This is a genomic window from Nioella sediminis (genome assembly GCF_001879695.1).
In the GTDB taxonomy this organism is placed as follows: Bacteria; Pseudomonadota; Alphaproteobacteria; order Rhodobacterales; family Rhodobacteraceae; genus Nioella; species Nioella sediminis.
This window is the reverse complement of record NZ_MNBL01000110.1, coordinates 1-22,719: the sequence shown is the minus strand read 5'-3', so window position 1 is coordinate 22,719 and position 22,719 is coordinate 1. Positions and strand designations below refer to the sequence as shown.

The following is a 22,719-nucleotide window of genomic DNA, read 5'->3' as shown; positions in this document are numbered from 1 at the left end:
CGCCCGCCCGTGAGGGGGGACGCCCCCCCCTTCACCCCCCGTTTGGCAGCGTTGGCGCAGAACTCATGCTTTGCGCGGCTTAGCCCGTAGCGTGGGGTCCGCCTGTGCCGGATCCTCGGGCCAGGGATGCTTGGGATAGCGGGCGCGCATGTCCTTGCGCACATCGGCATAGCTTCCCGCCCAGAAGCCGGGAAGATCGGTCGTGGTTTGCACTGGGCGACCGGCAGGGGAAAGCAACGTCATGCGCAGGGGCTGACGGTCCTTCCCGATGGTCGGATGGGTGGTGGTGCCGAAGACCTCTTGCAGGCGCAGGGCCACTTCAGGCACATCGCCGGAAAAGTCAATCGCTGCCTTGCGGCCCATTGGCGTGACCCAATGCGCAGGGGCGAGCCGGTCCAGCGCCTGCTGCTGATCCCAGTCAAGCAGGGTCTTGAGAGCCTCGGTCGGGTCCAGCCGTTTGAGATCGGCGGCGCTGCGCTGATCGGTCAGGAAGGGGGCGAGCCAGGTTTCCAACCCGTCCAGAAGGGCCGCGTCCGAGACATCGACAAGACCGGAGGCCCGCAGCCTGGCCCGCAGGAGTGTCGCGGTTTTTGACCAGTTCAGAACATCGAGACCGAGATCCCGGAGGCCTGCAATCAGGGCGGTTGTCAGCGCCTCGGGCGGGGCATCCTTCCAGATCCGGTCCTGAAGGATCAACGCGCCGAACCGCTCCTCTTCCCGCGCCACCACCCGCCGGTCCCGGCGCGACCAGTCGCAACGCTGCACCCAGGTGATCCGGTCGGCATAAAGCCCGCGCAACTCGCCCTCGCTGAGCGCCACCGCCTGCCGGATGCGGGCCTCGCGCGGGTTGCCATCGAGGTCGGTCGCCACGATCAGCCGCTGCCCGGCCAGTGCATCGCCATCGGGCATCACCGCGCCCTTGCCGCCGGACAGGATATAGCGGGGCGCATCGCCCTTGCGACGCAGCCCGATGCGGTCGGGATAGGCCAGCGCCGCCTGCTCGGCGAGGCTGTGTTGTGGCCCCTTGGCGAAACGGGACAGGCGTTTGGCCTCTTCCTTGATGCGCATCACCGTCCCCCGGTCCGCATTCAGCCCGCCGGGATTGTCCAATGCGCGCAACCGCAACGACAGGTCCGTGCCCCGGTTGCGCAGCGGATCGCGCTCCGACAGCAGGGCCGCCAGCCGCTCCGCCCCCTTGCCGCCCATGGCCAGCATGTGGGCAAGGCGCGGATGCAGCGGCATGCGCGACAAGGCCTTGCCATGATCCGTCACAAGGCCTGCGTCGGTCAGCGCGCCAAGACCCCGCAACAGGGCCAGTGCCTCGGCCAGTGCCCCTGACGGGGGAGGCGTCAGAAAGGCAAGGTCAGCCCCATCCCCCGCCCCCCAAAGCGCAAGATCAAGCGCCAGCGACGCAAGGTCGGCGGCCTCGATCTCGGCGGGGGGAAAGGCGGGCAAGGCCCCCTCGCCGCCCCTTGTCCAGTTGCGATAGCAGATGCCTTCCGCCACACGTCCCGCGCGCCCCCGGCGCTGATCGGCCTCGGCCCGGCTGACCGCTTCGGTCACCAGACGCGACATGCCAGAGGAGGGATCGAACCGCGCACGACGTGCGCGCCCGCCATCCACCACCACCCGGATATCGGGAAGGGTCAGCGAGGTTTCGGCAATCGACGTCGCCAGCACCAGCTTGCGTTGCCCCTTCGCCTCGGATCGCAGGGCGGCGCGTTGCGCGGCCAACGGCATGGCCCCAAAGAGCTGGTGCATCACCACATTGCCCGGCAGATCCGCCAGCAGCGCGGCGGTGCGTCGGATCTCGCCCTCGCCGGGCAGGAAGGCCAGAATACCCCCCTCTGTCTCGCGCAGCGCCAGACCGATCAGGGCCGCGACAGACTGCTCGAACCGCTCTTCCTTGCGCGGCGGGGTCTCGCGCCAGCGGGTCTCTACCGGGTATGCCTTGCCTTCGGAGGTCACAACCGGGGCATCGTCCAGAAGGGCGGCGACCGGTGCTGCGTCCAACGTGGCGGACATCACCAGCACCAGCAGATCCTCGCGCAGCGCGCCGCGCACTTCCCATGTCAGGGCAAGCCCCAGATCCGCATTGAGGGAACGTTCGTGAAATTCATCGAAGATCACCGCGCCGATGCCCGGCAGTTCCGGATCGTCCTGCAACATCCGCGTCAGGATGCCCTCGGTCACCACTTCCACCTGCGTGTCAGGCCCCACTTTGCTCTCACCGCGCACCCGATAGCCGATGGTCTGGCCGGGGTGTTCGCCAAGGGTCTCGGCCATCCGTTCGGCAGCGGCCCGCGCGGCAAGGCGGCGAGGTTCCAGCATCAGGATGCGCCCCGCTGCGATGCCGGCCCTGAGCAACGCCAGAGGCACGCGCGTGGTCTTGCCCGCGCCCGGCGGGGCTTGCAGAACGGCGCGGCCATGAGATCGCAGGGCGCTCACAAGCTCGGGCAGGATGGGGTCAATGGGCAGGCGGGTCACGGGGTCGGGCTCAGTCCTTGGGCAATCGGCATGTCGGGCCATAAAGGGCGGCACTGACGGCCCGCGTCAACCGCTGCCGGTTGCTGTCATAACGCCGCGCCGGGTGGACAAGGCGGCATCCGGCGGGGCAAACAGCGTCTGGCGCTTTGCTGATCCGCTGAAAGAAACGATGGCCCGATGACCGACACCCGCCTGCCCGCCGATCTGCCCGACCGCATCCTAGCCGGGGAAAGGCGTGCCTTGGCGCGTGCTGTGACACTGGTGGAAAGCACCCGGCCCGATCACCGGGCCGAGGCGACGGCCTTGCTGGAAACGCTTCAGGGCCATGGGCGGCAGGCGTTGCGGATCGGATTGTCGGGCACGCCGGGAGTGGGCAAGTCCACCTTCACCGAAAGCTTTGGCATGATGCTGGTGGAGCAGGGCCTGAACGTGGCTGTGCTGGCGGTCGATCCCAGTTCGACCCGCTCCGGCGGATCGATCCTCGGCGACAAGACCCGGATGGAACAGCTATCCCGCCAGAAGAATGCCTTTATCCGGCCCTCACCGTCGCTGTCTCATCTGGGTGGCGTATCGCGCCGCACGCGAGAGGCCGTGGCGCTGTGCGAGGCCGCCGGGTTCGACGTGATTATCATCGAGACCGTGGGGGTTGGCCAGTCAGAGACCATGGTGGCCGAGATGTGCGACCTGTTCGTGCTGTTGCTGGCCCCGGCGGGAGGGGACGAGTTGCAGGGTGTCAAGCGCGGGATCATGGAGATTGCCGACCTCATCCTTGTCAACAAGGCCGATGGCGACCTGAAAGCCACCGCCACGCGGACATGCGCGGACTATGCGGGCGCGCTGCGGCTGTTGCGCAAACGGGCGCGCGATCCGCAGGATTTCCCCAAGGCGCTAACGGTCTCGGCGGTCGAGGGCGACGGGCTGGAACGGGCTTGGGACGAGATGCAGGCACTGGCCGCCTGGCGCAAGGAACACGGCGTCTGGCAGGAGCGGCGGGCGGAACAGGCCCGTCACTGGTTCGAGGAAGAGGTGCGATCCGGCCTGCTAACGCGGCTGACGGGAGATCCCGCGATGCGGGCGCGTATGGCAGAGCTTGGCGCAGCCGTGGCCCGCGGCGAAACCTCTCCCGATGCGGCGGCGGCAGATATCCTTGCGGGGCTGACAGGCTAGGCCGGGTCAGACGTCCCCTTCCCGCGTCGTGACGAATGGCATCTCGATAACCGGTGCGGGTTCCGGCACCGGCACCCGGACACGGCGCAACCCAAGCCGCGGATGCATTCGCCCGGCCAGCATCCAGGCCGCCAGCAGCGCCCCGCCCGACAGGGCAAATATGGACGACAGCGGCGCCGCCAGCAGCAAGAGCCATGCCGCGCCGGGTGTCAGGATACCCGACACATCGCGAAAGCTGGAATAGACGGCTGACATCTCGGTCCGTTCCGAGGGTTTTACCGCCATCAGGAAGGGCAAGCCCCCGCAGACATCCAGCAGGATCAGGAAGAACGACACCGAGGCCAGCGCCACCACGGCCGCCACCGGCCAGCCCGCCAGCGCAAAGGCCGCGACCGACAACACCCCTGCCCCCAGAAATCCGGTGCGCACGGACTGGCGCACAGACCTTCCCTGCATCCAGCGCAGCATCAGCGGCGTGATGAACAGCAGCCCGTTGGTCATCGACAGCATGACGCCGCCCAGTTGCTCGCTCAGCCCCGCATTCACCGCGAAGATGGGCAGGTAGACCACATAGACCCACCAGCCACAGGACCGGATGACAGCGAATAGCCAGCCCGCCACCAGCCTCGGCTGTGCCGCGAAGCGGCCCAGATAGGCAATCGGGTTCGTGGCGGGCCGCTTGGCCTTCTGGATCAGCTTGCCATTGCCGAGCCGCAGGTAAAGAAAGGTGGCCATCATCCCCAGAATCGCGACGCCCGAGATAAGGAAGGGCGCCGGACGCCACCAGTCCATCAGGTAGACACCCGCCACCGGCCCGACAGTCCAGCCGGCGGCACTGTAGAACATGCGCAGGGTTTCGCTGCGCCCAAGTTCCACCCGTTCGATATAATCCAGAACATAGGCGTTGAAGCAGACGAAGAGCGTGGCGACGGCCACCGTGGTCAGGGCCAGCGTTACAACGATGAGATCCGGCGAAATGGCCCCGATCCCGGCACCGGCGAAGAAGGTCAGCGCCGCACCGGTGTAAAGCCAGCGGCGCGGCACGAAACGGTTCAGCCACGGCACCAGAAAGCCCGCGATCATCGACAGCAGCCCGACGATGAAATAGGCCTCTGACACCGATTTGGCGCTGCCCAGGGTGTCCAGCATCGCCAGCGGCATCACCGAGATCAGGATGCCACGCGCCACCGCCTCGCACCCCGCAAGCGTGGCAAACCCCTTGACGCCCGGCGCAGGAGCGTGGCGCAGCCATTCGGGTATTCGGCGTTCATGCATGGGGGCTCAGAGTCTGAAATACCCTTTGACCCTAGGCAGCCAGACCCCCCTGTCTTGCCCGCACGCGACCATGGCAAGGTCGTTGCCGGGCCTTTGACCTGTCGGTGACACAGCACCGCGGTGGCCTCATCCGCAAGGCCGACCAACGTGCCAAATCCATATTGGACAGGGCAATGATCTTGCTGTCGGCGATCTGTGGCATGGGCGCGTCTACGGGTTGCGCATGCAGTATTGAGGTGGGTGCGCGCCTTCTGTGAACTCGACCCCGCCGCAAGCGGCGCAGCGCCAGCGCGCGCGCCCCCAGGGGGCGGGACGCGCGTCGGGTTCCCAGATGCAATCGCCTGTGGGGTTGTCCGGGGCGGGGGATTCTCCAACACGAGGGCCACCGCGCGACCGGGCCAATCCGACCAGCAGCGCCCCGATCCTGAGCCACAGGAATACGGCCAGAACCGTTAGCCCCGCCACCAGAAACGGATGGTCCTGAGGCAGATATTCGCGCAGCCAGGGCGGCAGGATGGCATCGAGATCGGTCATGATCCGGTCAGGATATCTCTGCCCGCCGTGGGGACAAGAGGCGACGAACAAAGCGCTTGGGATTGATGGCGGACCGGTCAGCCCGGGTCACCCGTCTTTCACCCCACCATGGGCCTGCGATCGGGGTAGATCACCTCGGACACGCCCTGTTCTTCAAGATCGAGGCTGAACGTATCGAGCCCGACATTGGCCTTGTGCTCCAGCTCTGCCGGATAGAGATAGACGAGCCCCAGGATGGTCACCTTGTCCCCGTTCGGCAGATCAAAGCGCACGGCCTCTTCCGGCAGGATCGTCGGATAGCTGACCATGGCGGCACTCATCCCCGTATCGCCGGAATAGGACGCCCCGTCCGGGGAGGAGAGCGTGTGACCATCCGCCAAGAACGTCCCGGCGCTGTGGGGATAGCGGGCGTAGTGCTTGAGATACTTGATCGGCCACCATGTCGCGGCATCGTCGTTTCGGCGCTGCTGCATGATCCCGACCACCTTGTCGCCCCAGTCCGTATGCAACCCGATCATCAGCTCGGCCCGGCCCCAGATCGCGGGGTCGCCATTGTCCGGCACGGCCATGCGTTCGTTGCTCATGCCAAGGGTCACGAAAACCCAGTGGTCACGTGAGGCTGTAGGGGCAAAGCACAGAATGTCGATCGGCACGACATCCGATACCAGTTCATGAAAGAGCATCGGCTGAACGCCAAACGCTTCGGTCAGCCTGTTTCGGATCACCTCAAGGTTTGGCAGGGCAAGGGGCTCAGGCCCGTGCGACGCGGAGGCGGTGTCTTTCGTCCGTGCGGGCTTTTGCGCGCCGCCGAAAATCTTCTTCAGGAATTTCATCGGGATGGAACCATTCTTGGTGCAGAGGGTGCGAGGGTTGATGCTCGTGCCGTCCGCGAGCGAAAATGCTCTCACGAGGTCTGAAATGATGCGGCCCGTCGGGGCTGCGGGTTGAAATGGCATTGGTCGGGGGAAAGCGTGAAATGACGCTTGTCTGGGGGTGATCAGGCCGACAGGCAGCTTCGTCCGCAACGCAGAAAGCCGCAAGGTTACGCCCTGCGCCAATCCTGCATTTTCTGACTTCGTTACTCGTCATCACAAAAGAAACTCGTGAACCCAATCGGATGCATGGTCCTGCATTCGCGGGGCGGAGTAAATCCCCCCTGACGCGGGCCCCAAAAGAAACGGGCCGGCGACGGGAAAGTCACCGGCCCGGTTTCAGAATGTCTAAAGGATCAGAGCTGCCGCTCGACCATCATCTTCTTAATCGACGCAATCGCCTTGGCCGGGTTCAGACCCTTGGGGCAGGTCTTGGCGCAGTTCATAATGGTGTGACAGCGGTAGAGCTTGAAGGGATCTTCCAGCTCGTCCAGACGCTCGCCCGTGGCCTCATCCCGGCTGTCGATCAGCCAGCGATAGGCATGGAGCAGCGCGGCGGGGCCGAGGTAGCGGTCACCGTTCCACCAGTAGCTGGGGCAGCTGGTCGAACAGGACGCACACATCACACATTCATAAAGCCCGTCGAGCTTCTTGCGATCCTCGATGGATTGCCGCCACTCTTTCTCGGGGCGCTGCGTCTTGGTTTCGAGCCACGGCATGATGCTGGCATGCTGCGCATAGAAATGCGTCAGGTCCGGGATCAGGTCCTTCACCACCGGCATGTGCGGAAGCGGGTAGATCTTCACGTCGCCCTTGATCTCGTCCATGCCGTAGATGCAGGCCAGCGTGTTGATCCCGTCGATATTCATCGCGCAGGACCCGCAGATGCCTTCGCGGCAGGAGCGGCGGAAGGTCAGGGTCGGGTCGATCTCGTTCTTGATCTTGATCAGCGCGTCCAGAACCATCGGGCCGCAGGTATCCATGTCGACGAAATAGGTGTCGACCTGCGGGTTCTTCCCGTCGTCGGGGTTCCAGCGGTAGATCTGGAACTTGCGGACATTGGTGGCGCCTTCCGGCTTGGGCCATGTCTTGCCCGTGATGATCTTGGAGTTACGGGGAAGCGTGAATTGAACCATGTCCTCGTCTCCTTAGAAGGTCCGCGCCTTGGGCGCGATTTTCTTGAGCGAAATGCCGCCCTCGTCTTCGGTGGTCAGCGGGTCGGTGATGACCGGGCGGTAGTCCAGCGCGACGCTGCTGCCCTCGATGCGGGACACCGTGTGGACGCGCCATTTCTTGTCGTCGCGCTCGGCGAAATCCTCATGCGCGTGGGCACCGCGACTTTCCTGACGGGCCTCTGCGCCGACGATGGTGGCGAGCGCATTGGGCATCAGGTTGGTCAGTTCCAGCGTTTCCATCAGGTCGCTGTTCCAGACCATGCTGCGGTCGGTCACCTTCAGGTCACCCATCTTGCCGGCAATGGCGGTCATCTTCTCGACGCCTTCGGCCAGCGTCTTGGAGGTACGGAAGACGGCGGCGTCGGCCTGCATGGTCTTCTGCATTTCCAGCCGCAGCTCGGCGGTCGGCGTGTCGCCATTGGCGTAGCGCAGCCCGTCGAAGCGGCCGAGCGCATTGTCGATGGAGGCCTTGTTAAGCGTCGGGTTCGGGGCGTCCGCGTCCACCACCTGCCCGGCGCGGATCGCGGCGGCGCGACCGAATACCACGAGGTCGATCAGAGAGTTCGATCCAAGGCGGTTCGCCCCGTGAACGGAGGCACAGCCCGCCTCGCCCACGGCCATAAGGCCCGGCACAATCGCCGTCGGGTCTTTCTTGGTCGGGTTCAGCACCTCGCCCCAGTAGTTCGTCGGGATACCGCCCATGTTGTAATGTACCGTCGGGATGACCGGGATCGGTTCCTTGGTGACATCGACACCGGCGAAGATCTTGGCGCTTTCCGAGATGCCGGGCAGGCGTTCGGCCAGCGCCTCGGCAGGCAGGTGGGAGAGGTTCAGGTGGATATGATCGCCCTCAGCGCCCACGCCACGGCCTTCGCGGATTTCCATGGTCATGGAGCGGCTGACATAGTCGCGCGGGGCCAGGTCCTTGTACTGCGGCGCGTAGCGTTCCATGAACCGCTCGCCCTCGCTGTTGGTCAGGTAACCGCCCTCGCCGCGCGCGCCTTCGGTGATCAGGCAGCCAGAGCCGTAGATGCCGGTCGGGTGGAACTGCACGAATTCCATATCCTGCAAAGGCAGGCCCGCGCGGGCCACCATGCCGCCACCGTCACCGGTGCAGGTGTGGGCAGACGTGGCAGAGAAATAGGCACGGCCATAGCCGCCCGTTGCCAGCACCACCATCTTGGCGTTGAAGACATGCATGGTGCCGTCGTCGAGCTTCCACGCCACGACGCCCTGACACTGTCCATCCTCGGACATGATCAGGTCGGTCGCGAAATACTCGATGTAGAATTCCGCGTTGTTCTTGAGCGACTGGCCATAAAGCGTGTGCAGGATGGCGTGGCCGGTGCGGTCGGCAGCGGCGCAGGTGCGCTGAACGGCGGGGCCTTCCCCGAATTCGGTCGTGTGGCCGCCGAAGGGGCGCTGGTAGATCTTGCCTTCCTCGGTGCGGCTGAACGGAACGCCGTAATGTTCCAGCTCATACACCGCCTTGGGCGCCTCGCGCGCCAGATACTCCATCGCGTCGGTGTCACCCAGCCAATCGGAGCCTTTGACGGTGTCATACATGTGCCACTGCCAGTGGTCGGGCCCCATGTTGGACAGCGACGCGGCGATGCCGCCCTGTGCCGCCACGGTGTGGCTGCGGGTTGGGAATACCTTGGAAATACAGGCGGTCTTCAGCCCCTGTTCGGCCATCCCGAGCGTCGCGCGCAGGCCGGAGCCCCCGGCACCGACGACAACGACGTCATAGGAATGATGGTTGAGTGCGTAGGACTCGGTCATGTGTCTTGATCTCCTGTCCCTGGATTACAGCGCAATCTGGGCGAGCGAAACGAGGCCGAAGGCCATCAGCCCGTAGCTGATGCAAGCCATGACGATGATCGCGATCTTGCGGGACAGGCCCTGCATGTAATCTTCGATCACCATCTGGATCCCAAGGCGGAAGTGGTAGAAGCCGACGATCAGCATCAAAGCGGCCGAAACGGCGGGGAAGGGGCGCGACAGGGCAGCCTGCACATCGGCATAGGGTTCGCCAAGCAGCGGGCCGAAGCTGAACAGGAACATCGGTGTGATGATCAGCAGCGCCACGGCGGTGACGGTCGTCTTCCAGAAATGATCGGTGCCCGATTTGGCCGAGCCGAGGCCAATCACGCGTTTGCGGTCGGTCATAAGTGCCATGGATCAGCCCCTCAGATTGCGATGATTGTCAGGAAGGTCAGCGCGACGCTGCCGATGATGATGCCCCAGCCCATCTTGTCGCTGTCATCGGGGTCGAGCCCATAGCCCATGTCCCAGACCAGATGGCGGACACCGGCCAGCGCGTGATACCACAGCGCCAGAACGCAGAGCGTCATAAGGACGTCACCGACGAAGCAGGTCATCAACCCGTCAACGAAGTTGAAATAGGCCTCGCTGGTCGCGGCGGCCATTAGCCACCAGACGACAAGGACTGCCCCGCCGAGAAGTGCGATGCCAGTGATCCGGTTCAGGATCGAGGTCGCGGAGTTGAGCTGCGGACGGTAAATCTGCAAGTGCGGGGACAGCGGACGGTTGCCGCGATTGACGTCAGCCATGGCGAACACCCTTTCAGGTTGTGCTAGGTGATTGCTTGTTCCCCTTATGCATAACGCCTTTTTTCAAGGAGTCACCTATCCGCACGCAGGTTTGCCCCGGTTTTTTGACAGTTTTTTGTGTCTAATCGCCGCAGAGCGGCATTTTGTGATCACGTCCTTAAATAGTGTGATCACAAAAAGGAAAGCCCGAAGCCAGCCATAAGAACAGCCAGCAGAACGAGAGAGACTCGCCAAGGCGTCTGCACGCCGGTCTTCTCTTCCAGCTGGCGGGTATAGACCGTGATTGGCATGCCGATGATCAGGCCGACCAGCACCGGACGCAGCCGGATGATGAAGTTCGAATCCGCCTCGATCATATCCGCGAACAGATAGATCGACACGCCCGAGGCCAGCAACGCCGCCCCAAGCGCACGGCCATGAGACAGCAGGATCGTCTCCAGGATCTCACTCATCTCGCCGCCCGCTTTTTCGACCATATCCCGATGGTATTGCGTCGGCAGACTGCCGAAAAGATAGCGCGCGGCCATGAAGATGGTGCCCAGTGAGGCGAGGTAATAAAGCGCGATAGCCAGCGAATGCATGAAGATCCCTTTCAGACCTGTCCTTTTAGGCAGGTTAACCGAAAGTTAACGTCAGAAATAGGGCATTGTCACGCCGCAAACCGTGCAAAACCCGCGCATTTAAGGGGTTTAGAGGATTTGTCGGGGTTTATCGCGGGATTGTACCTCAGACGGGAACAAGTACCCAATAGTCAAGATCGAGCAGCACATCGGGCAGGTATTTCCCGTCTTCACCCTTCAATTCCCCCGCCTTGCCGTCCTTGGTCGCCACCAGCCGCAAACGTAGCGCACCAACGCCGGGCGCGGCGGTTTCCGCCTTGTCCAGCACCTCGGTCCACGCCTTCACGGTATCGCCCGCGAAACAGGGGTTGGCATGGGCGCCCGCGTTGATGCCCGCGATCAGCTGCGCATTGGCGAGCCCGTTGAAGCTGAGCGCGCGGGCCATGGAGATGACATGCCCGCCATAGATCAGACGCTGCCCGTCGGGGCGGAAGGTGGCGTCGAAATGGACCTTGGCGGTGTTCTGCCACAGGCGCGTGGCGATCATGTGTTCGGCTTCCTCGATGGTGACGCCATCCACATGGTCGATGATCTCGCCGACCTCGTAGTCACCCCACCGATGCGGCTCACCCGCGAGGGTGAAGTCATACCCGGTGAAATCCAGCCCCTCGGGGATGATCAGGCTGTCGGCAGACACGACCTTGGCCAGATCGGGGATGACCGTTTCTGGCGCAGGGGCCTCCAGATCGTTTTTGCGCACCATGACCCAACGGACATAGTCCAGAACGACCTCGTCCCGCTGATTGAGACCTTCCGTTCGGACATAGACCACACCCGACTTGCCATTTGAGTTTTGCTTCAGCCCGATGACTTCTGAAACCGAGCGCAACGTGTCGCCGGGATAGACCGGCTTGCGAAAACGGCCCTCGGCGTAACCGAGATTCGCCACGGCGTTGAGAGACACATCCGGCACGGTCTTGCCAAAGACCACGTGGAAGGCGGCCAGATCGCCCAGAGGAGACCCCAGCAACCCGCAGGCCCGCGCGAATTCATCCGAGGAATGCAGCGCGTGGCGGGCCGGGTAAAGCGCATGATAAAGCGCCCGCTCGCCCCCCGACACGGTGCGCGGCACGGCGTGCTCTATCCGCTGACCGATGGAATAATCCTCGAAGAAATTGCCGGGGTTGGTCTTGGCCATGTGCCTGTGTCTCTCTCGATTTTAGGACCTAGCCGAAGGGCCAGTATCCCAGCCAGAAGTGGATGTAGCCGATCACACCCATCAGGATGACAGAGGCCACGAGGAACATGCCGTCCTTGGCATAGGTTCCGGTCTGTGTGGGGTGCCAGTTGGGTTCGGCGCGGTTGATGGCGATAACCTCGACGATGGCCCAGATCAGAAGGCCACCGAACAGGATCACCGAGGCAAGATCGCCGTTGACCAAAAGATGCGCGATCGCCCAGAGGCCGAAACCCGTCAGCATCGGGTGGCGCATGTTGTTAAGCAGTTTGCCTTTCCGCGGGGCCGGGCTCATCATGAAGATCGCAATCAGCACCAGCAGGTTGTTCACATGCGTGCCCCAAACCGGCGGATACCAGACCTGCCCCACCTCTGCGCCGCGAAAGCCGATCACCATCAGCACGATGCTCGCCAGCAGCGCCAGCGCAATCGGGCCCCTGCCCTTGTCGCCCATATTGGCGCGGGCAGCGGGGGCTGCGCGTTTGAACAGATGGGCACCGGCCCAAAGGGCGATGCCGAGGATCATGAGGATGAGGTACATGGGCGCGTCTCCTGCGGACTGGCTGTTGTCGCGTCAGCCTGCCTGCATCGCTGCAATGGCCTCCGCCTTGGCCAAGGTGGCCTTGGCGGTGGCGACATGCAAGTTCTCGACGATCTTTCCGTCGACGACAGCCACGCCCTGACCGCTGGCCTCGGCTTCTTCGAAGGCCGCGATCTGGCGGCGGGCGAGGTCGACCTCTGCCTCGGAGGGCGCAAAGGCGGCGTTGGCGATATCGACCTGCGCGGGGTGGATCAGCGTCTTGCCGTCAAAGCCCATGTCGCGACCCTGTTCGCATTCGGCGCGCAGCCCCTCGTCATCCTTGAAGGCGTTATAAACCCCATCGACGATCACGATCCCTTCAGCCTTGGCGGCCAGCAGGCTGAGGCTGAGCCCCGCCATCATCGGCAACCTGTCGGCGCGGAAGCGGGTGTTCATTTCCTTGGCCAGATCATTCGTGCCCATGACGAAGCCCTGCATCTGCGGATGGGCGGCAATTTCGGGCGCGTTGATCATGCCCCTTGGCGTTTCCATCATCGCCCAGATGGGTTTGTCACCGACAAGGGCGGCCAGCGCATCGACCTGCGCCGCGCTTTCCACCTTTGGCAACAGAACCGCGTCGCAGTCCATCGTGGCGGCGGCTTTCGCGTCGGCCTCTCCCCACCCGGTATCAAGCCCGTTGATCCGCACGATCCGCATGCGGTTGCCGTAGCCACCTGCGGCCAGCGCAGCGGCCAGCGTTTCGCGGGCGTTCACCTTCTCCTCAACCGCGACCGCGTCCTCCAGATCGAAGATGATCGCGTCAACCGGCAGGGTCTTGGCCTTCTCCAGCGCCCGCTCTTTCGAGCCGGGAATATAGAGAACGGAGCGGAAGGGGCGTGCGGTCTGGGTCATGAAAACCGTCCTTTCGGGCAAGATCGGCGGCACAAAACACAAAGAATGCTGCGAATGCAAGTTGCTTTATGCCGCATCGTAGCGAAATTTTCTTTCGCGATGTAGCGGCGGCGTTTAACCGAATCTTCGGATTTCTACGGCAGGCTTTGACGATCTTTGAATGGGAGCTTCGGGCGGAACCGTCGCTTTCCCTGCATCTCTGCCCCGTTTCCGCAACGAAAGGCAGACATGATGACCCGCTTCGTTTATCTCTTTACCGCGCCCCTCGCGCTGCTGGTGCTGCCCGCCATGGCAGACGCGCAAACCGTCCGGACCATCTGTGCCGAACGCGACCAGATCGTCGGCACCCTGACCGGCTATTTCGGCGAAACCGCCCGCAGTTGGGGCATGGGCCCCGCCGGTCGGATCGTGGAGATCTTCGCCTCGGACGAAACCGGCACCTGGACAATCACCGTCACCGCCCCCGACGGCACCACCTGTCTCGTGGCCTCGGGCAATTCATGGGAAGATCTGGCACAATCCACGCGCGGAGAGGCGACCTGATCCTATGAAAATCTCCAATTTCGCGCTGATAGCGGTCTGGATTCTTGTATCCGGCATACATTTGCATACATTTCTTCAGCTGATCACCTAGGAATTTCCGACCGGATTCCAGCGAGTTAACAACATCGGATGCGGCAGCGCGGCAATATGGGTCTTTCCGCCGCGCCGCAAGGCCCTTGCGCGACTCCCCTAGTGCGGCTAGGCCACTTGGCAACTTCAACTGAGCTCGGAGACGAATTCTCATGGCCAGACCCAAGATTGCGCTTATCGGCGCAGGCCAGATCGGCGGCACCCTTGCCCATCTCGCAGCAATCAAGGAACTCGGTGACGTTGTTCTGTTCGACATCGCCGACGGCGTGCCGCAGGGCAAGGCGCTCGACATCGCTGAATCCGGCCCCTCGGAAGGGTTCGATGCCGCCATGTCCGGCACCACGGACTATGCCGATATCGCCGGTGCCGATGTCATCATCGTCACCGCAGGCGTGCCCCGCAAACCGGGGATGAGCCGCGATGACCTTCTGGGTATCAACCTCAAGGTCATGAAATCGGTCGGCGAAGGCATCCGCGACAACGCCCCCGACGCCTTCGTGATCTGCATCACCAACCCGCTCGACGCGATGGTCTGGGCGCTGCAGCAGTTCTCGGGCCTGCCCGCGAACAAGGTGGTCGGCATGGCCGGGGTCCTCGACTCCGCCCGTTTCCGCCACTTCCTGTCGGTGGAATTCAACGTTTCCATGCGCGATGTGACGGCCTTCGTTTTGGGTGGCCACGGCGACACCATGGTGCCGTCGGTCCGCTACTCCACCGTTGGCGGCATCCCGCTGCCTGACCTGGTGGAGATGGGCTGGACCACGCAGGAGAAACTCGACGCCATCGTGCAGCGCACCCGTGACGGCGGCGCCGAAATCGTCGGCCTTCTGAAAACCGGATCGGCTTATTACGCCCCCGCCACTTCGGCCATCGAAATGGCAGAGGCCTACCTGAAAGACCAGAAACGCCTGCTGCCCTGCGCGGCCTATTGCGATGGCGAATTTGGCCTGAACGGCATGTATGTGGGCGTTCCCACCATCATCGGCGCTGGTGGTATCGAGAAGATCGTGGACATCAAGTTGTCGAAAGAAGAACAGGCGATGTTCACCAAATCGGTCGATGCGGTCAAAGGTCTGGTCGAGGCCTGCAAGGCCATCGACGAAAGCCTCGCCTGAGCGCGTCCGATACGTTAAGCAAAGGGCAGCCTTCGGGCTGCCTTTTTCGTTTCGGGATCAGTAGGGGCCAAGCCAGCATGTTCAAACCCGCCACCGGCATGCATTACCACCGCTTCCTGAGGAACCTGCACGAAACCACATTGCTGGACTGGTACATGGAAATCGGCTGTCGGGACGGATCTTCCTTTGCGCCGGTCCGGTCGAAAACCATCGCGGTTGACCCGTTCTTCCGGGTCGAACGCAACGCCATCGGAGCCAAGCCCGCGCTGCATATCTTCCAGCAGACCAGCGATGATTTCTTTGCCAGCGGGTTTTTGGACGCGCTCGACATTCGGCTGAGCCTGAGCTTTCTCGACGGGATGCACCTGTTCGAGTACCTGCTGCGCGATGTCATCGAGACCGAAAAGCGGTCGCAGCCCGACGGGGTCATCATGATGCATGATTGTTGCCCCTTCGATCACGAGATGACCACGCGCGATCTGGACAATATCCCCGCCGCGGCCTGGACCGGCGATGTGTGGAAACTGCTGCCGATCCTTCAGAAGCATCGCCCCGGTCTGAAGATCGACGTGCTGGACTGCAAGCCGACGGGCCTTGTGATGCTGTCCAACCTGGACCCGGACAACAGCGCATTGTCGGATGCCTATGATCAGATCCTCGCGGACTGGACGGATGTCACGCTGAAGGACCATGGCGCGGACCGCTTCTACGACAGTTTCGACTATGTCAGCGCCCGTGGTCAGGCACGCGCGGGCCATCCGCTGCTGTCCGCGGTCGGCCTGGATGACAGTGCAGGCTTTACCCCCGTCATGATGTCTTCCTGAGCGATCCAGATTGCCACAGATCCTGAGATATCAGTGATTCGCCGCAGTCAGCCCCTTGAGAACAAGGGACTTCCCATTTGTGATCACACCTTTTCCGACTGTGATCACAAATCCGGCTTTTTTCGGCAAATGCCCGCTGAAACGGCAAAATGGCGTTTCTTTGCACGCATGACTTGTGCTTAGACGGACGGGACCAAGTAGCAACATGGGACAGTTTCATGAACATTCATGAATACCAGGCGAAGGCTCTGCTTCGCAATTACGGCGCCCCGGTCAGCGATGGCCGCGTGGTCCTGAGAGCTGAAGACGCCAAAACCGCAGCCGGTGAACTCGATGGCCCGCTTTGGGTGGTCAAGGCGCAGATCCACGCAGGCGGGCGCGGCAAGGGAAGCTTCAAGGAAGCCGATGCTGGCGAAAAGGGCGGCGTGCGTCTGGCCAAATCGGTGGAAGAAGCCGCTGACGAAGCCAAAAGGATGCTGGGCCGCACCCTTGTGACCCACCAGACCGGCCCCGCCGGCAAGCAGGTCAACCGCATCTATATCGAAGACGGATCGGGCATCGAGACCGAGATGTATCTGGCCCTTCTGGTCGATCGCCAGACCAGCCGCATTTCCTTCGTCTGCTCGACCGAGGGCGGCATGGATATCGAAGAGGTCGCCGCCGCGACGCCTGAAAAGATCCTGTCCTTCTCCGTCGATCCCGCAACCGGGTATCAGGCCTTCCACGGCCGCCGCGTTGCCTTCTCGCTCGGGCTGAAGGGCCCGCAGGTCAAGCAGTGCGTGGCGCTGATGGGTCTGCTCTACAAGGCCTTCACCGAGAAGGACATGGAGATGCTGGAGATCAACCCGCTGATCGTGACCGACAAGGGTGATCTGAAGGTGCTGGATGCCAAGGTCGGTTTCGACGGCAATGCTATCTACCGCCACCGCGACATCGCCGAACTGCGCGACGAGACCGAGGAAGACCCCAAGGAACTCGCCGCCTCCAAGTATGACCTGAACTATATCGCGCTCGACGGTGAAATCGGCTGCATGGTGAACGGCGCGGGCCTGGCCATGGCGACGATGGACATCATCAAGCTCTACGGGTCGGAGCCTGCCAACTTCCTCGACGTGGGCGGCGGTGCGACCAAGGAAAAGGTGACCGAAGCCTTCAAGATCATCACCTCGGATCCGAACGTCAAAGGCATCCTTGTGAACATCTTCGGCGGCATCATGCGCTGTGACATCATCGCCGAGGGCGTTGTGTCGGCCGTGAAAGAGGTGGGTCTTCAGGTTCCGCTGGTCGTCCGTCTGGAAGGCACCAACGTCGAAAAGGGCAAGGAGATCATCAACACCTCCGGCCTGAACGTGATCGCTGCGGACGACCTGAAAGACGGCGCCCAGAAGATCGTGGCGGCGGTCAAGGGGTGAGCACAGGCACCCCTGCCTGACCGCAGAGAACCGGGTGGGCGCCCGCGCCCATCCAATAGACAACATCGGAGCAGCCTTTCCGTGGCCCGACCCGCAAAGCATATTCTTTCAAGCCCGAACCGGTTCGCCCTCCCCCATCGGATGCGGCGTGCAGGAGTGTCGGCATGACCGATCAGCGGCCCATTCCCGGCCCCTCGGGGAAGCGGCAGCGCTGTGTCGTGCATATCGGTTTGAACAAGACCGGATCGACGACGATTCAGGCCTGGCTGCAGATCAATCAGGATGCTTTGCGCAATCAGGGTATCTGGCACGACAATTTGGGCCCCCATAGCGGCCCGCACTTGTCCACCGCCGTCGGTTGGACAATCTTTGCACATTCGCAACGCCCCAATTACGTGCCGGGTGGCTGGCAGGCGCAGTCGTATCGAATTCGGAGCCGCGCGGACCTGCAGGAACGGCTGGACCAGTTCCTGACCCGTGTCGAAGCCACCTTTCCGCCACCCGAAGACGGCACTTATGTGACCTCGTCCGAACATATCGGGGCCGGTCTGAAAAATGTGCCTGAAATGGAGAAGCTGCATAACTGGTTTGCCGCTCGCTTCAACGAGGTGCGCTATGTGGTCTATATCCGCGAGCAGACCGATTGGGTTGCCAGCGCCTATGTGCAGGCGGTCCGGTCTGGCACGACGGAAAGCCTTGATGCCTATATCGAAAACTTCGGGTTCAACGATTATCACGCGCTGATCGAAAAGTGGCGCGGCATCGCGGGGGACGAGAATGTCGATGTGCGGATCTTCGACCGCGCGGCTTTCGCGGGCGGCGACCTGATCGACGATTTCGCCGATGCCATCGGGGTCGATGCCAGCCGGACCGCGCGACCGCCGAAGCTGAACGATTCCATGCCGCTCTACCAGCTTCACCTGCTGCTGTGGGGCAGCCGCTTGTTCGGCAAGCTGGTCAACAGGCTGGGGCTTCTGCCCGCCCAGCGCCGCTTTTACAGCCGTAACATGCCCTTCCTTTTCGGCAGCAAGCGCCTGCGTCTCAGCCCGGAACAGGCGGCACGGGTGCGGGCGATGAATGCCGACAGCAACGAAGCGCTTCGCGCGCTTGTCTTTCCCGCAGCGGACAGCCTGTTTCCGGGCGCCTCTGCATCCCAATCACCCCGGTCCGCGCAAGGCGCGGCCGCAGCAATCCCGCAAGTGACAGGACAATAAAATGGCCGTACTCGTAGATGAAAACACCAAGGTGATCTGTCAGGGCTTTACCGGCTCGCAAGGCACCTTCCACTCTGAACAGGCCATCGCCTACGGCACCAAGATGGTCGGCGGCGTGACGCCGGGCAAGGGCGGCATGACCCATCTGGACCTGCCCGTGTTCGACAGCGTGCACGAAGCCAAGCATGTGACCGAGGCCAATGCGTCGGTGATCTACGTGCCGCCGCCTTTCGCAGCCGACTCGATCCTCGAAGCCATCGACGCCGAGATGGAGCTGATCGTCTGCATCACCGAGGGCATCCCGGTGCTGGACATGATGCGCGTCAAGCGGGCGCTGGAAGGGTCCAAGTCGCGCCTCATCGGGCCGAACTGCCCCGGCATCATCACGCCTGACGCCTGCAAGATCGGGATCATGCCCGGCCATATCCACAAGCGTGGGTCCGTCGGCGTCGTGTCCCGTTCCGGCACCCTGACCTATGAAGCCGTGAAGCAGACCACCGATGTGGGTTTGGGCCAGTCGACCTGCGTCGGCATCGGCGGCGACCCGATCAAGGGCACCGAGCATATCGACGTGCTGGAATGGTTCCTTGCCGATGACGAGACCGAGTCGATCATCATGATCGGTGAAATCGGTGGTTCGGCAGAAGAAGAAGCCGCCCAGTTCCTGGCCGATGAGAAGAAGCGCGGCCGCTGGAAGCCGACCGCAGGCTTCATCGCAGGCCGCACCGCGCCTCCGGGCCGCCGCATGGGCCACGCCGGTGCGATTGTTGCCGGAGGCAAGGGCGGCGCCGAGGACAAGATCGAAGCCATGCAGTCCGCCGGTATCGTCGTGGCCGAAAGCCCCGCCGGTCTGGGCGAGGCCGTATTGAAGGCGATTGGATAAGAACGCCTGCACAGGGCGAGGAGGTATCCTCGCCCTAGTTGCAACTGGAATTACGGTGAGAAGATGATCGGATGCGCCTTGTCTCTTGCCTCAAGCCCTCAACCGGCCATCCGAACGGTCCCAACCCGACAGAGGTAACGCCATGACCGACCAAAGCCCTAACGACCTCTTCCAGGCCTCCAGCTTCATGCAGGGCCATAATGCGGAATATCTGGAACAGCTCTATGCCCAGTACGCCAACGATCCCAATGCGGTCGATGCGGCGTGGCAGGAGTTCTTCCGCGCCCTTGGCGATGCCGAACCCGATGTGAAGGCCGAGGCCGCTGGCCCGTCCTGGGCGCGCGCCGACTGGCCACCTGCCCCCAATGACGACCTGACCGGGGCGCTGACCGGCGAATGGCCCGTACAGGCCGAGGCGAAGGGCGCCGAGAAGAAGATCCGCGAAAAGGCGGCGGAAAAGGGCATCGAGGTCACCGATGAGGTCATCAAACGGGCGGTTCTGGACAGCATCCGCGCGCTGATGATCATCCGCGCCTACCGGATCCGGGGGCATCTTGTGGCCGATCTCGACCCGCTCGGCATGCGCGACGCGACCCCGCACCCGGAACTGGACCCGAAATCCTACGGTTTCACCGAGGGCGACATGGACCGCCCGATCTTCATCGACCAGGTTCTGGGCCTGCAAGTCGCCTCGATGCGGCAGATCATCGACATCGTGAAGCGCACCTATTGCGGCACCTTCGCGCTGCAATACATGCATATCTCGAACCCCGAGGAAGCCGGCTGGCTGAAGGAACGGATCGAGGGCTATGGCAAGGAGATTGCCTTCACCCGCGAGGGCCGCAAGGCGATCCTGAACAAGCTGGTTGAGGCCGAGGGCTTCGAGAAGTTCCTGCATGTGAAATACATGGGCACCAAGCGCTTCGGCCTTGATGGCGGCGAAAGCCTGATCCCCGCGATGGAACAGATCATCAAGCGCGGCGGCCAGTTGGGCCTGAAAGAGATCGTCATCGGCATGCCCCACCGGGGCCGCCTGTCGGTGCTGGCCAACGTGATGGGCAAACCCTATCGCGCGATTTTCAACGAATTCCAGGGCGGCAGCTTCAAGCCCGAGGATGTGGATGGCTCCGGCGATGTGAAATACCACCTCGGTGCCTCCAGCGACCGGGAGTTTGACGGCAATTCCGTGCACCTTTCGCTGACCGCCAACCCCTCTCACCTGGAGGCGGTGAACCCCGTGGTTCTGGGCAAGGTCCGCGCCAAGCAGGACCAGAGAAACGACGATGCTCGCACCTCGGTTCTGCCGGTGCTGCTGCATGGCGACGCGGCCTTTGCCGGTCAGGGTGTGGTGGCCGAGGGCTTTGGCCTCTCTGGCCTCAAGGGTCACAAGACCGGCGGCACCATGCATATCGTGGTGAACAACCAGATCGGGTTCACCACCGCGCCGCATTTCAGCCGCTCCAGCCCCTATCCCACGGATATCGCACTGATGGTGGAGGCCCCGATCTTCCACGTGAACGGCGACGATCCCGAGGCCGTTGTACACGCCGCCAAGGTCGCCACCGAGTTCCGCCAGAAATTCGGCAAGGACGTGGTGCTGGATATCTTCTGCTACCGCCGGTTCGGTCACAACGAGGGCGATGAGCCCATGTTCACCAACCCGATCATGTACAAGAAGATCAAGGGCCATAAGACCACGCTTCAGCTCTATACCGAACGGCTGGTCAAGGACGGGCTGATCCCCGAGGGCGAGATCGAGGACATGAAAGCCGCCTTCCAGGCCTACCTGAACGAAGAGTTCGAGGCCGGTAAGGAATTCAAGCCCAACAAGGCCGACTGGCTGGACGGGCGCTGGTCGCATCTGGACAAGAAGGGCGAGGAATACCAGCGCGGCGAAACCGCCATCGCGCCCGAAACCTTCGCAGAGATCGGCCGTGCGCTGACCACCGCGCCGGACGGCTTCAACCTGCACAAGACCGTGGGCCGTCTGCTGGAAACCAAGAAGCAGATGTTCGAGAGCGGCGAGGGCTTCGATTGGGCCACCGCCGAGGCACTGGCCTATGGCTCGCTTCTGACCGAGGGTTATCCGGTGCGCCTTGCCGGGCAGGATGCCACCCGTGGCACGTTCAGCCAGCGCCATTCCGGTCTGATCGACCAGGTCACCGAAGACCGCTACTACCCGCTCAACCACATCCGCGAGGGCCAGGCGCAATACGAGGTCATCGACTCGATGCTCTCGGAATACGCTGTGCTCGGGTTCGAATACGGTTACAGCCTCGCCGAACCCAATGCGCTGGTGCTGTGGGAGGCGCAGTTCGGCGACTTCGCCAACGGCGCGCAGATCATGTTCGACCAGTTCATCAGCTCGGGCGAACGCAAATGGCTGCGCATGTCGGGCCTTGTCATGCTGCTGCCCCATGGCTTCGAAGGCCAGGGGCCGGAACACAGCTCCGCCCGTCTGGAACGCTTCCTGCAAATGTGCGCCGAGGATAACTGGATCGTCGCAAACTGCACGACGCCCGCCAACTATTTCCACATCCTGCGCCGCCAGATCCACCGCGACTACCGCAAGCCGCTGGTTCTGATGACGCCGAAATCGCTCTTGCGTCACAAGCTGGCGATTTCCAAGGCCGAGGAAATGACCACCGGGTCCAGCTTCCACCGGGTTCTGTGGGATGACGCCCAATACGGCAATTCCGATACGCAGCTGGTGGCCGATGACAAGATCAAGCGCGTGGTCATGTGTTCGGGCAAGGTCTATTTCGACCTGCTGGAAGAACGCGACGCCCGTGGTCTGGACGATGTCTACCTGATGCGTCTGGAACAGTTCTATCCCTTCCCGGCCCTGTCGCTGATGAAGGAACTGGAACGCTTCAAGCAGGCCGAGATGGTCTGGTGTCAGGAAGAGCCCAAGAACCAGGGCGCCTGGAGCTTCGTGGAACCCAATATCGAATGGGTCCTCAGCCGCCTCGGCGCCAAACACACAAGACCCGTCTATGCGGGCCGTAACGCCTCTGCCTCGCCCGCGACGGGCCTGGCCAGCCAGCACAAAGCACAGCAAGCCGCGCTCGTGAACGACGCGCTCACCATCGAGGGGAACTGATAGATGTCCGTAGAAGTCCGAGTGCCCACCCTGGGCGAAAGTGTGACCGAGGCAACGGTCGCCACCTGGTTCAAGAAGCCCGGCGACGCCGTCGCGGTGGATGAGATGCTGTGCGAGCTGGAAACCGACAAGGTGACCGTCGAGGTGCCCTCGCCCGCCGCTGGCACCCTGGCCGAGATCGTGGCCGCCGAAGGCGAAACCGTGGGGGTTGATGCGCTGCTGG

At 62.9% G+C, this 22,719-nt stretch carries 21 protein-coding genes; 9 read left to right on the top strand and 12 right to left on the bottom strand.

The features are described from left to right. Positions 1 to 63 precede the first annotated feature (63 nt). Positions 64 to 2,529, bottom strand: a complete 2,466-nt coding sequence (hrpB, locus tag BKY26_RS13735; RefSeq protein WP_083431455.1) for an ATP-dependent helicase HrpB — start codon at positions 2,527 to 2,529, stop codon at positions 64 to 66. Between the two features lie 135 nt (positions 2,530 to 2,664). On the opposite strand from hrpB, the gene meaB reads away from it, so the two are divergent. Next, a complete protein-coding gene (gene meaB / locus BKY26_RS13730) occupies positions 2,665 to 3,654 on the top strand; it encodes a methylmalonyl Co-A mutase-associated GTPase MeaB (protein WP_071690956.1) in 990 nt (329 codons plus the stop codon). 6 nt (positions 3,655 to 3,660) lie between these two features. On the opposite strand, the gene BKY26_RS13725 is transcribed toward meaB, so the two are convergent. From BKY26_RS13725 to BKY26_RS13675, 11 genes are all read right to left on the bottom strand, one after another. Continuing rightward, on the bottom strand, positions 3,661 to 4,929 hold the full coding sequence (locus BKY26_RS13725) for an MFS transporter (protein ID WP_071690955.1): 1,269 nt from the start codon (positions 4,927 to 4,929) through the stop codon (positions 3,661 to 3,663). A gap of 210 nt (positions 4,930 to 5,139) precedes the next feature. Beyond that, complete coding sequence (locus BKY26_RS13720; RefSeq protein WP_071690954.1) at positions 5,140 to 5,463, bottom strand: hypothetical protein; 324 nt, start codon at positions 5,461 to 5,463, stop codon at positions 5,140 to 5,142. A gap of 98 nt (positions 5,464 to 5,561) precedes the next feature. Further along, the gene (locus tag BKY26_RS13715) at positions 5,562 to 6,296 is read right to left on the bottom strand and encodes a suppressor of fused domain protein (protein ID WP_071690953.1); all 735 of its coding nucleotides are present in this window, start codon (positions 6,294 to 6,296) and stop codon (positions 5,562 to 5,564) included. Positions 6,297 to 6,691: 395 nt separating this feature from the next. Next, positions 6,692 to 7,471: a succinate dehydrogenase iron-sulfur subunit gene (locus BKY26_RS13710; protein WP_071690952.1), complete on the bottom strand. Its 780-nt coding sequence runs from the start codon at positions 7,469 to 7,471 to the stop codon at positions 6,692 to 6,694. A gap of 12 nt (positions 7,472 to 7,483) precedes the next feature. Next, positions 7,484 to 9,292, bottom strand: coding sequence for a succinate dehydrogenase flavoprotein subunit (gene sdhA / locus BKY26_RS13705; RefSeq protein WP_071690951.1), 1,809 nt, complete (start codon positions 9,290 to 9,292; stop codon positions 7,484 to 7,486). A gap of 24 nt (positions 9,293 to 9,316) precedes the next feature. Next, a complete protein-coding gene (gene sdhD / locus BKY26_RS13700; RefSeq protein ID WP_071690950.1) occupies positions 9,317 to 9,688 on the bottom strand; it encodes a succinate dehydrogenase, hydrophobic membrane anchor protein in 372 nt (123 codons plus the stop codon). A gap of 11 nt (positions 9,689 to 9,699) precedes the next feature. Further along, on the bottom strand, positions 9,700 to 10,083 hold the full coding sequence (gene sdhC, locus BKY26_RS13695) for a succinate dehydrogenase, cytochrome b556 subunit (RefSeq protein ID WP_071690949.1): 384 nt from the start codon (positions 10,081 to 10,083) through the stop codon (positions 9,700 to 9,702). Between the two features lie 170 nt (positions 10,084 to 10,253). Then, complete coding sequence (locus BKY26_RS13690) at positions 10,254 to 10,664, bottom strand: hypothetical protein (protein WP_071690948.1); 411 nt, start codon at positions 10,662 to 10,664, stop codon at positions 10,254 to 10,256. Between the two features lie 145 nt (positions 10,665 to 10,809). Continuing rightward, on the bottom strand, positions 10,810 to 11,841 hold the full coding sequence (locus BKY26_RS13685) for a MaoC family dehydratase (RefSeq protein ID WP_071690947.1): 1,032 nt from the start codon (positions 11,839 to 11,841) through the stop codon (positions 10,810 to 10,812). Between the two features lie 28 nt (positions 11,842 to 11,869). Further along, positions 11,870 to 12,421: an NnrU family protein gene (locus BKY26_RS13680; protein ID WP_071690946.1), complete on the bottom strand. Its 552-nt coding sequence runs from the start codon at positions 12,419 to 12,421 to the stop codon at positions 11,870 to 11,872. 33 nt (positions 12,422 to 12,454) lie between these two features. Next, positions 12,455 to 13,312, bottom strand: a complete 858-nt coding sequence (locus tag BKY26_RS13675) for an HpcH/HpaI aldolase/citrate lyase family protein (RefSeq protein WP_071690945.1) — start codon at positions 13,310 to 13,312, stop codon at positions 12,455 to 12,457. Between the two features lie 231 nt (positions 13,313 to 13,543). Here BKY26_RS13675 and BKY26_RS13670 point away from each other — a divergent pair, with 231 nt between their 5' ends. The 8 genes from BKY26_RS13670 to BKY26_RS13635 form a co-directional block, all read left to right on the top strand. Further along, a complete protein-coding gene (locus tag BKY26_RS13670; RefSeq protein WP_071690958.1) occupies positions 13,544 to 13,855 on the top strand; it encodes a hypothetical protein in 312 nt (103 codons plus the stop codon). 242 nt (positions 13,856 to 14,097) lie between these two features. Continuing rightward, entirely contained in the window at positions 14,098 to 15,060 is a 963-nt protein-coding gene (mdh, locus tag BKY26_RS13665; RefSeq protein WP_071690944.1) for a malate dehydrogenase, read from the top strand. A gap of 77 nt (positions 15,061 to 15,137) precedes the next feature. Next, complete coding sequence (locus tag BKY26_RS13660; RefSeq protein WP_071690943.1) at positions 15,138 to 15,884, top strand: class I SAM-dependent methyltransferase; 747 nt, start codon at positions 15,138 to 15,140, stop codon at positions 15,882 to 15,884. A gap of 218 nt (positions 15,885 to 16,102) precedes the next feature. Then, entirely contained in the window at positions 16,103 to 17,296 is a 1,194-nt protein-coding gene (sucC, locus tag BKY26_RS13655; protein ID WP_071690942.1) for an ADP-forming succinate--CoA ligase subunit beta, read from the top strand. 164 nt (positions 17,297 to 17,460) lie between these two features. Beyond that, positions 17,461 to 18,510, top strand: a complete 1,050-nt coding sequence (locus BKY26_RS13650; RefSeq protein ID WP_071690941.1) for a hypothetical protein — start codon at positions 17,461 to 17,463, stop codon at positions 18,508 to 18,510. Between the two features lies 1 nt (position 18,511). Beyond that, positions 18,512 to 19,393, top strand: a complete 882-nt coding sequence (sucD, locus tag BKY26_RS13645; protein ID WP_071690940.1) for a succinate--CoA ligase subunit alpha — start codon at positions 18,512 to 18,514, stop codon at positions 19,391 to 19,393. A 142-nt stretch (positions 19,394 to 19,535) separates the two neighbouring features. Continuing rightward, entirely contained in the window at positions 19,536 to 22,496 is a 2,961-nt protein-coding gene (locus BKY26_RS13640; protein ID WP_071690939.1) for a 2-oxoglutarate dehydrogenase E1 component, read from the top strand. Between the two features lie 3 nt (positions 22,497 to 22,499). Next, positions 22,500 to 22,719 (top strand): biotin/lipoyl-containing protein (locus tag BKY26_RS13635; RefSeq protein ID WP_321184871.1); only part of this gene is annotated, 220 nt, incomplete at its 3' end.

Excerpts from the sequence above, each read along its gene's own strand:
- hrpB (WP_083431455.1), bottom strand. The coding sequence starts at position 2,529 with ATGGCCCGACATGCCGATTGCCCAAGGACTGAGCCCGACCCCGTGACC.
- meaB (WP_071690956.1), top strand. The coding sequence starts at position 2,665 with ATGACCGACACCCGCCTGCCCGCCGATCTGCCCGACCGCATCCTAGCC.
- BKY26_RS13725 (WP_071690955.1), bottom strand. The coding sequence starts at position 4,929 with ATGCATGAACGCCGAATACCCGAATGGCTGCGCCACGCTCCTGCGCCG.
- BKY26_RS13720 (WP_071690954.1), bottom strand. The coding sequence starts at position 5,463 with ATGACCGATCTCGATGCCATCCTGCCGCCCTGGCTGCGCGAATATCTG.
- BKY26_RS13715 (WP_071690953.1), bottom strand. The coding sequence starts at position 6,296 with ATGAAATTCCTGAAGAAGATTTTCGGCGGCGCGCAAAAGCCCGCACGG.
- BKY26_RS13710 (WP_071690952.1), bottom strand. The coding sequence starts at position 7,471 with ATGGTTCAATTCACGCTTCCCCGTAACTCCAAGATCATCACGGGCAAG.
- sdhA (WP_071690951.1), bottom strand. The coding sequence starts at position 9,292 with ATGACCGAGTCCTACGCACTCAACCATCATTCCTATGACGTCGTTGTC.
- sdhD (WP_071690950.1), bottom strand. The coding sequence starts at position 9,688 with ATGGCACTTATGACCGACCGCAAACGCGTGATTGGCCTCGGCTCGGCC.
- sdhC (WP_071690949.1), bottom strand. The coding sequence starts at position 10,083 with ATGGCTGACGTCAATCGCGGCAACCGTCCGCTGTCCCCGCACTTGCAG.
- BKY26_RS13690 (WP_071690948.1), bottom strand. The coding sequence starts at position 10,664 with ATGCATTCGCTGGCTATCGCGCTTTATTACCTCGCCTCACTGGGCACC.
- BKY26_RS13685 (WP_071690947.1), bottom strand. The coding sequence starts at position 11,841 with ATGGCCAAGACCAACCCCGGCAATTTCTTCGAGGATTATTCCATCGGT.
- BKY26_RS13680 (WP_071690946.1), bottom strand. The coding sequence starts at position 12,421 with ATGTACCTCATCCTCATGATCCTCGGCATCGCCCTTTGGGCCGGTGCC.
- BKY26_RS13675 (WP_071690945.1), bottom strand. The coding sequence starts at position 13,312 with ATGACCCAGACCGCACGCCCCTTCCGCTCCGTTCTCTATATTCCCGGC.
- BKY26_RS13670 (WP_071690958.1), top strand. The coding sequence starts at position 13,544 with ATGACCCGCTTCGTTTATCTCTTTACCGCGCCCCTCGCGCTGCTGGTG.
- mdh (WP_071690944.1), top strand. The coding sequence starts at position 14,098 with ATGGCCAGACCCAAGATTGCGCTTATCGGCGCAGGCCAGATCGGCGGC.
- BKY26_RS13660 (WP_071690943.1), top strand. The coding sequence starts at position 15,138 with ATGTTCAAACCCGCCACCGGCATGCATTACCACCGCTTCCTGAGGAAC.
- sucC (WP_071690942.1), top strand. The coding sequence starts at position 16,103 with ATGAACATTCATGAATACCAGGCGAAGGCTCTGCTTCGCAATTACGGC.
- BKY26_RS13650 (WP_071690941.1), top strand. The coding sequence starts at position 17,461 with ATGACCGATCAGCGGCCCATTCCCGGCCCCTCGGGGAAGCGGCAGCGC.
- sucD (WP_071690940.1), top strand. The coding sequence starts at position 18,512 with ATGGCCGTACTCGTAGATGAAAACACCAAGGTGATCTGTCAGGGCTTT.
- BKY26_RS13640 (WP_071690939.1), top strand. The coding sequence starts at position 19,536 with ATGACCGACCAAAGCCCTAACGACCTCTTCCAGGCCTCCAGCTTCATG.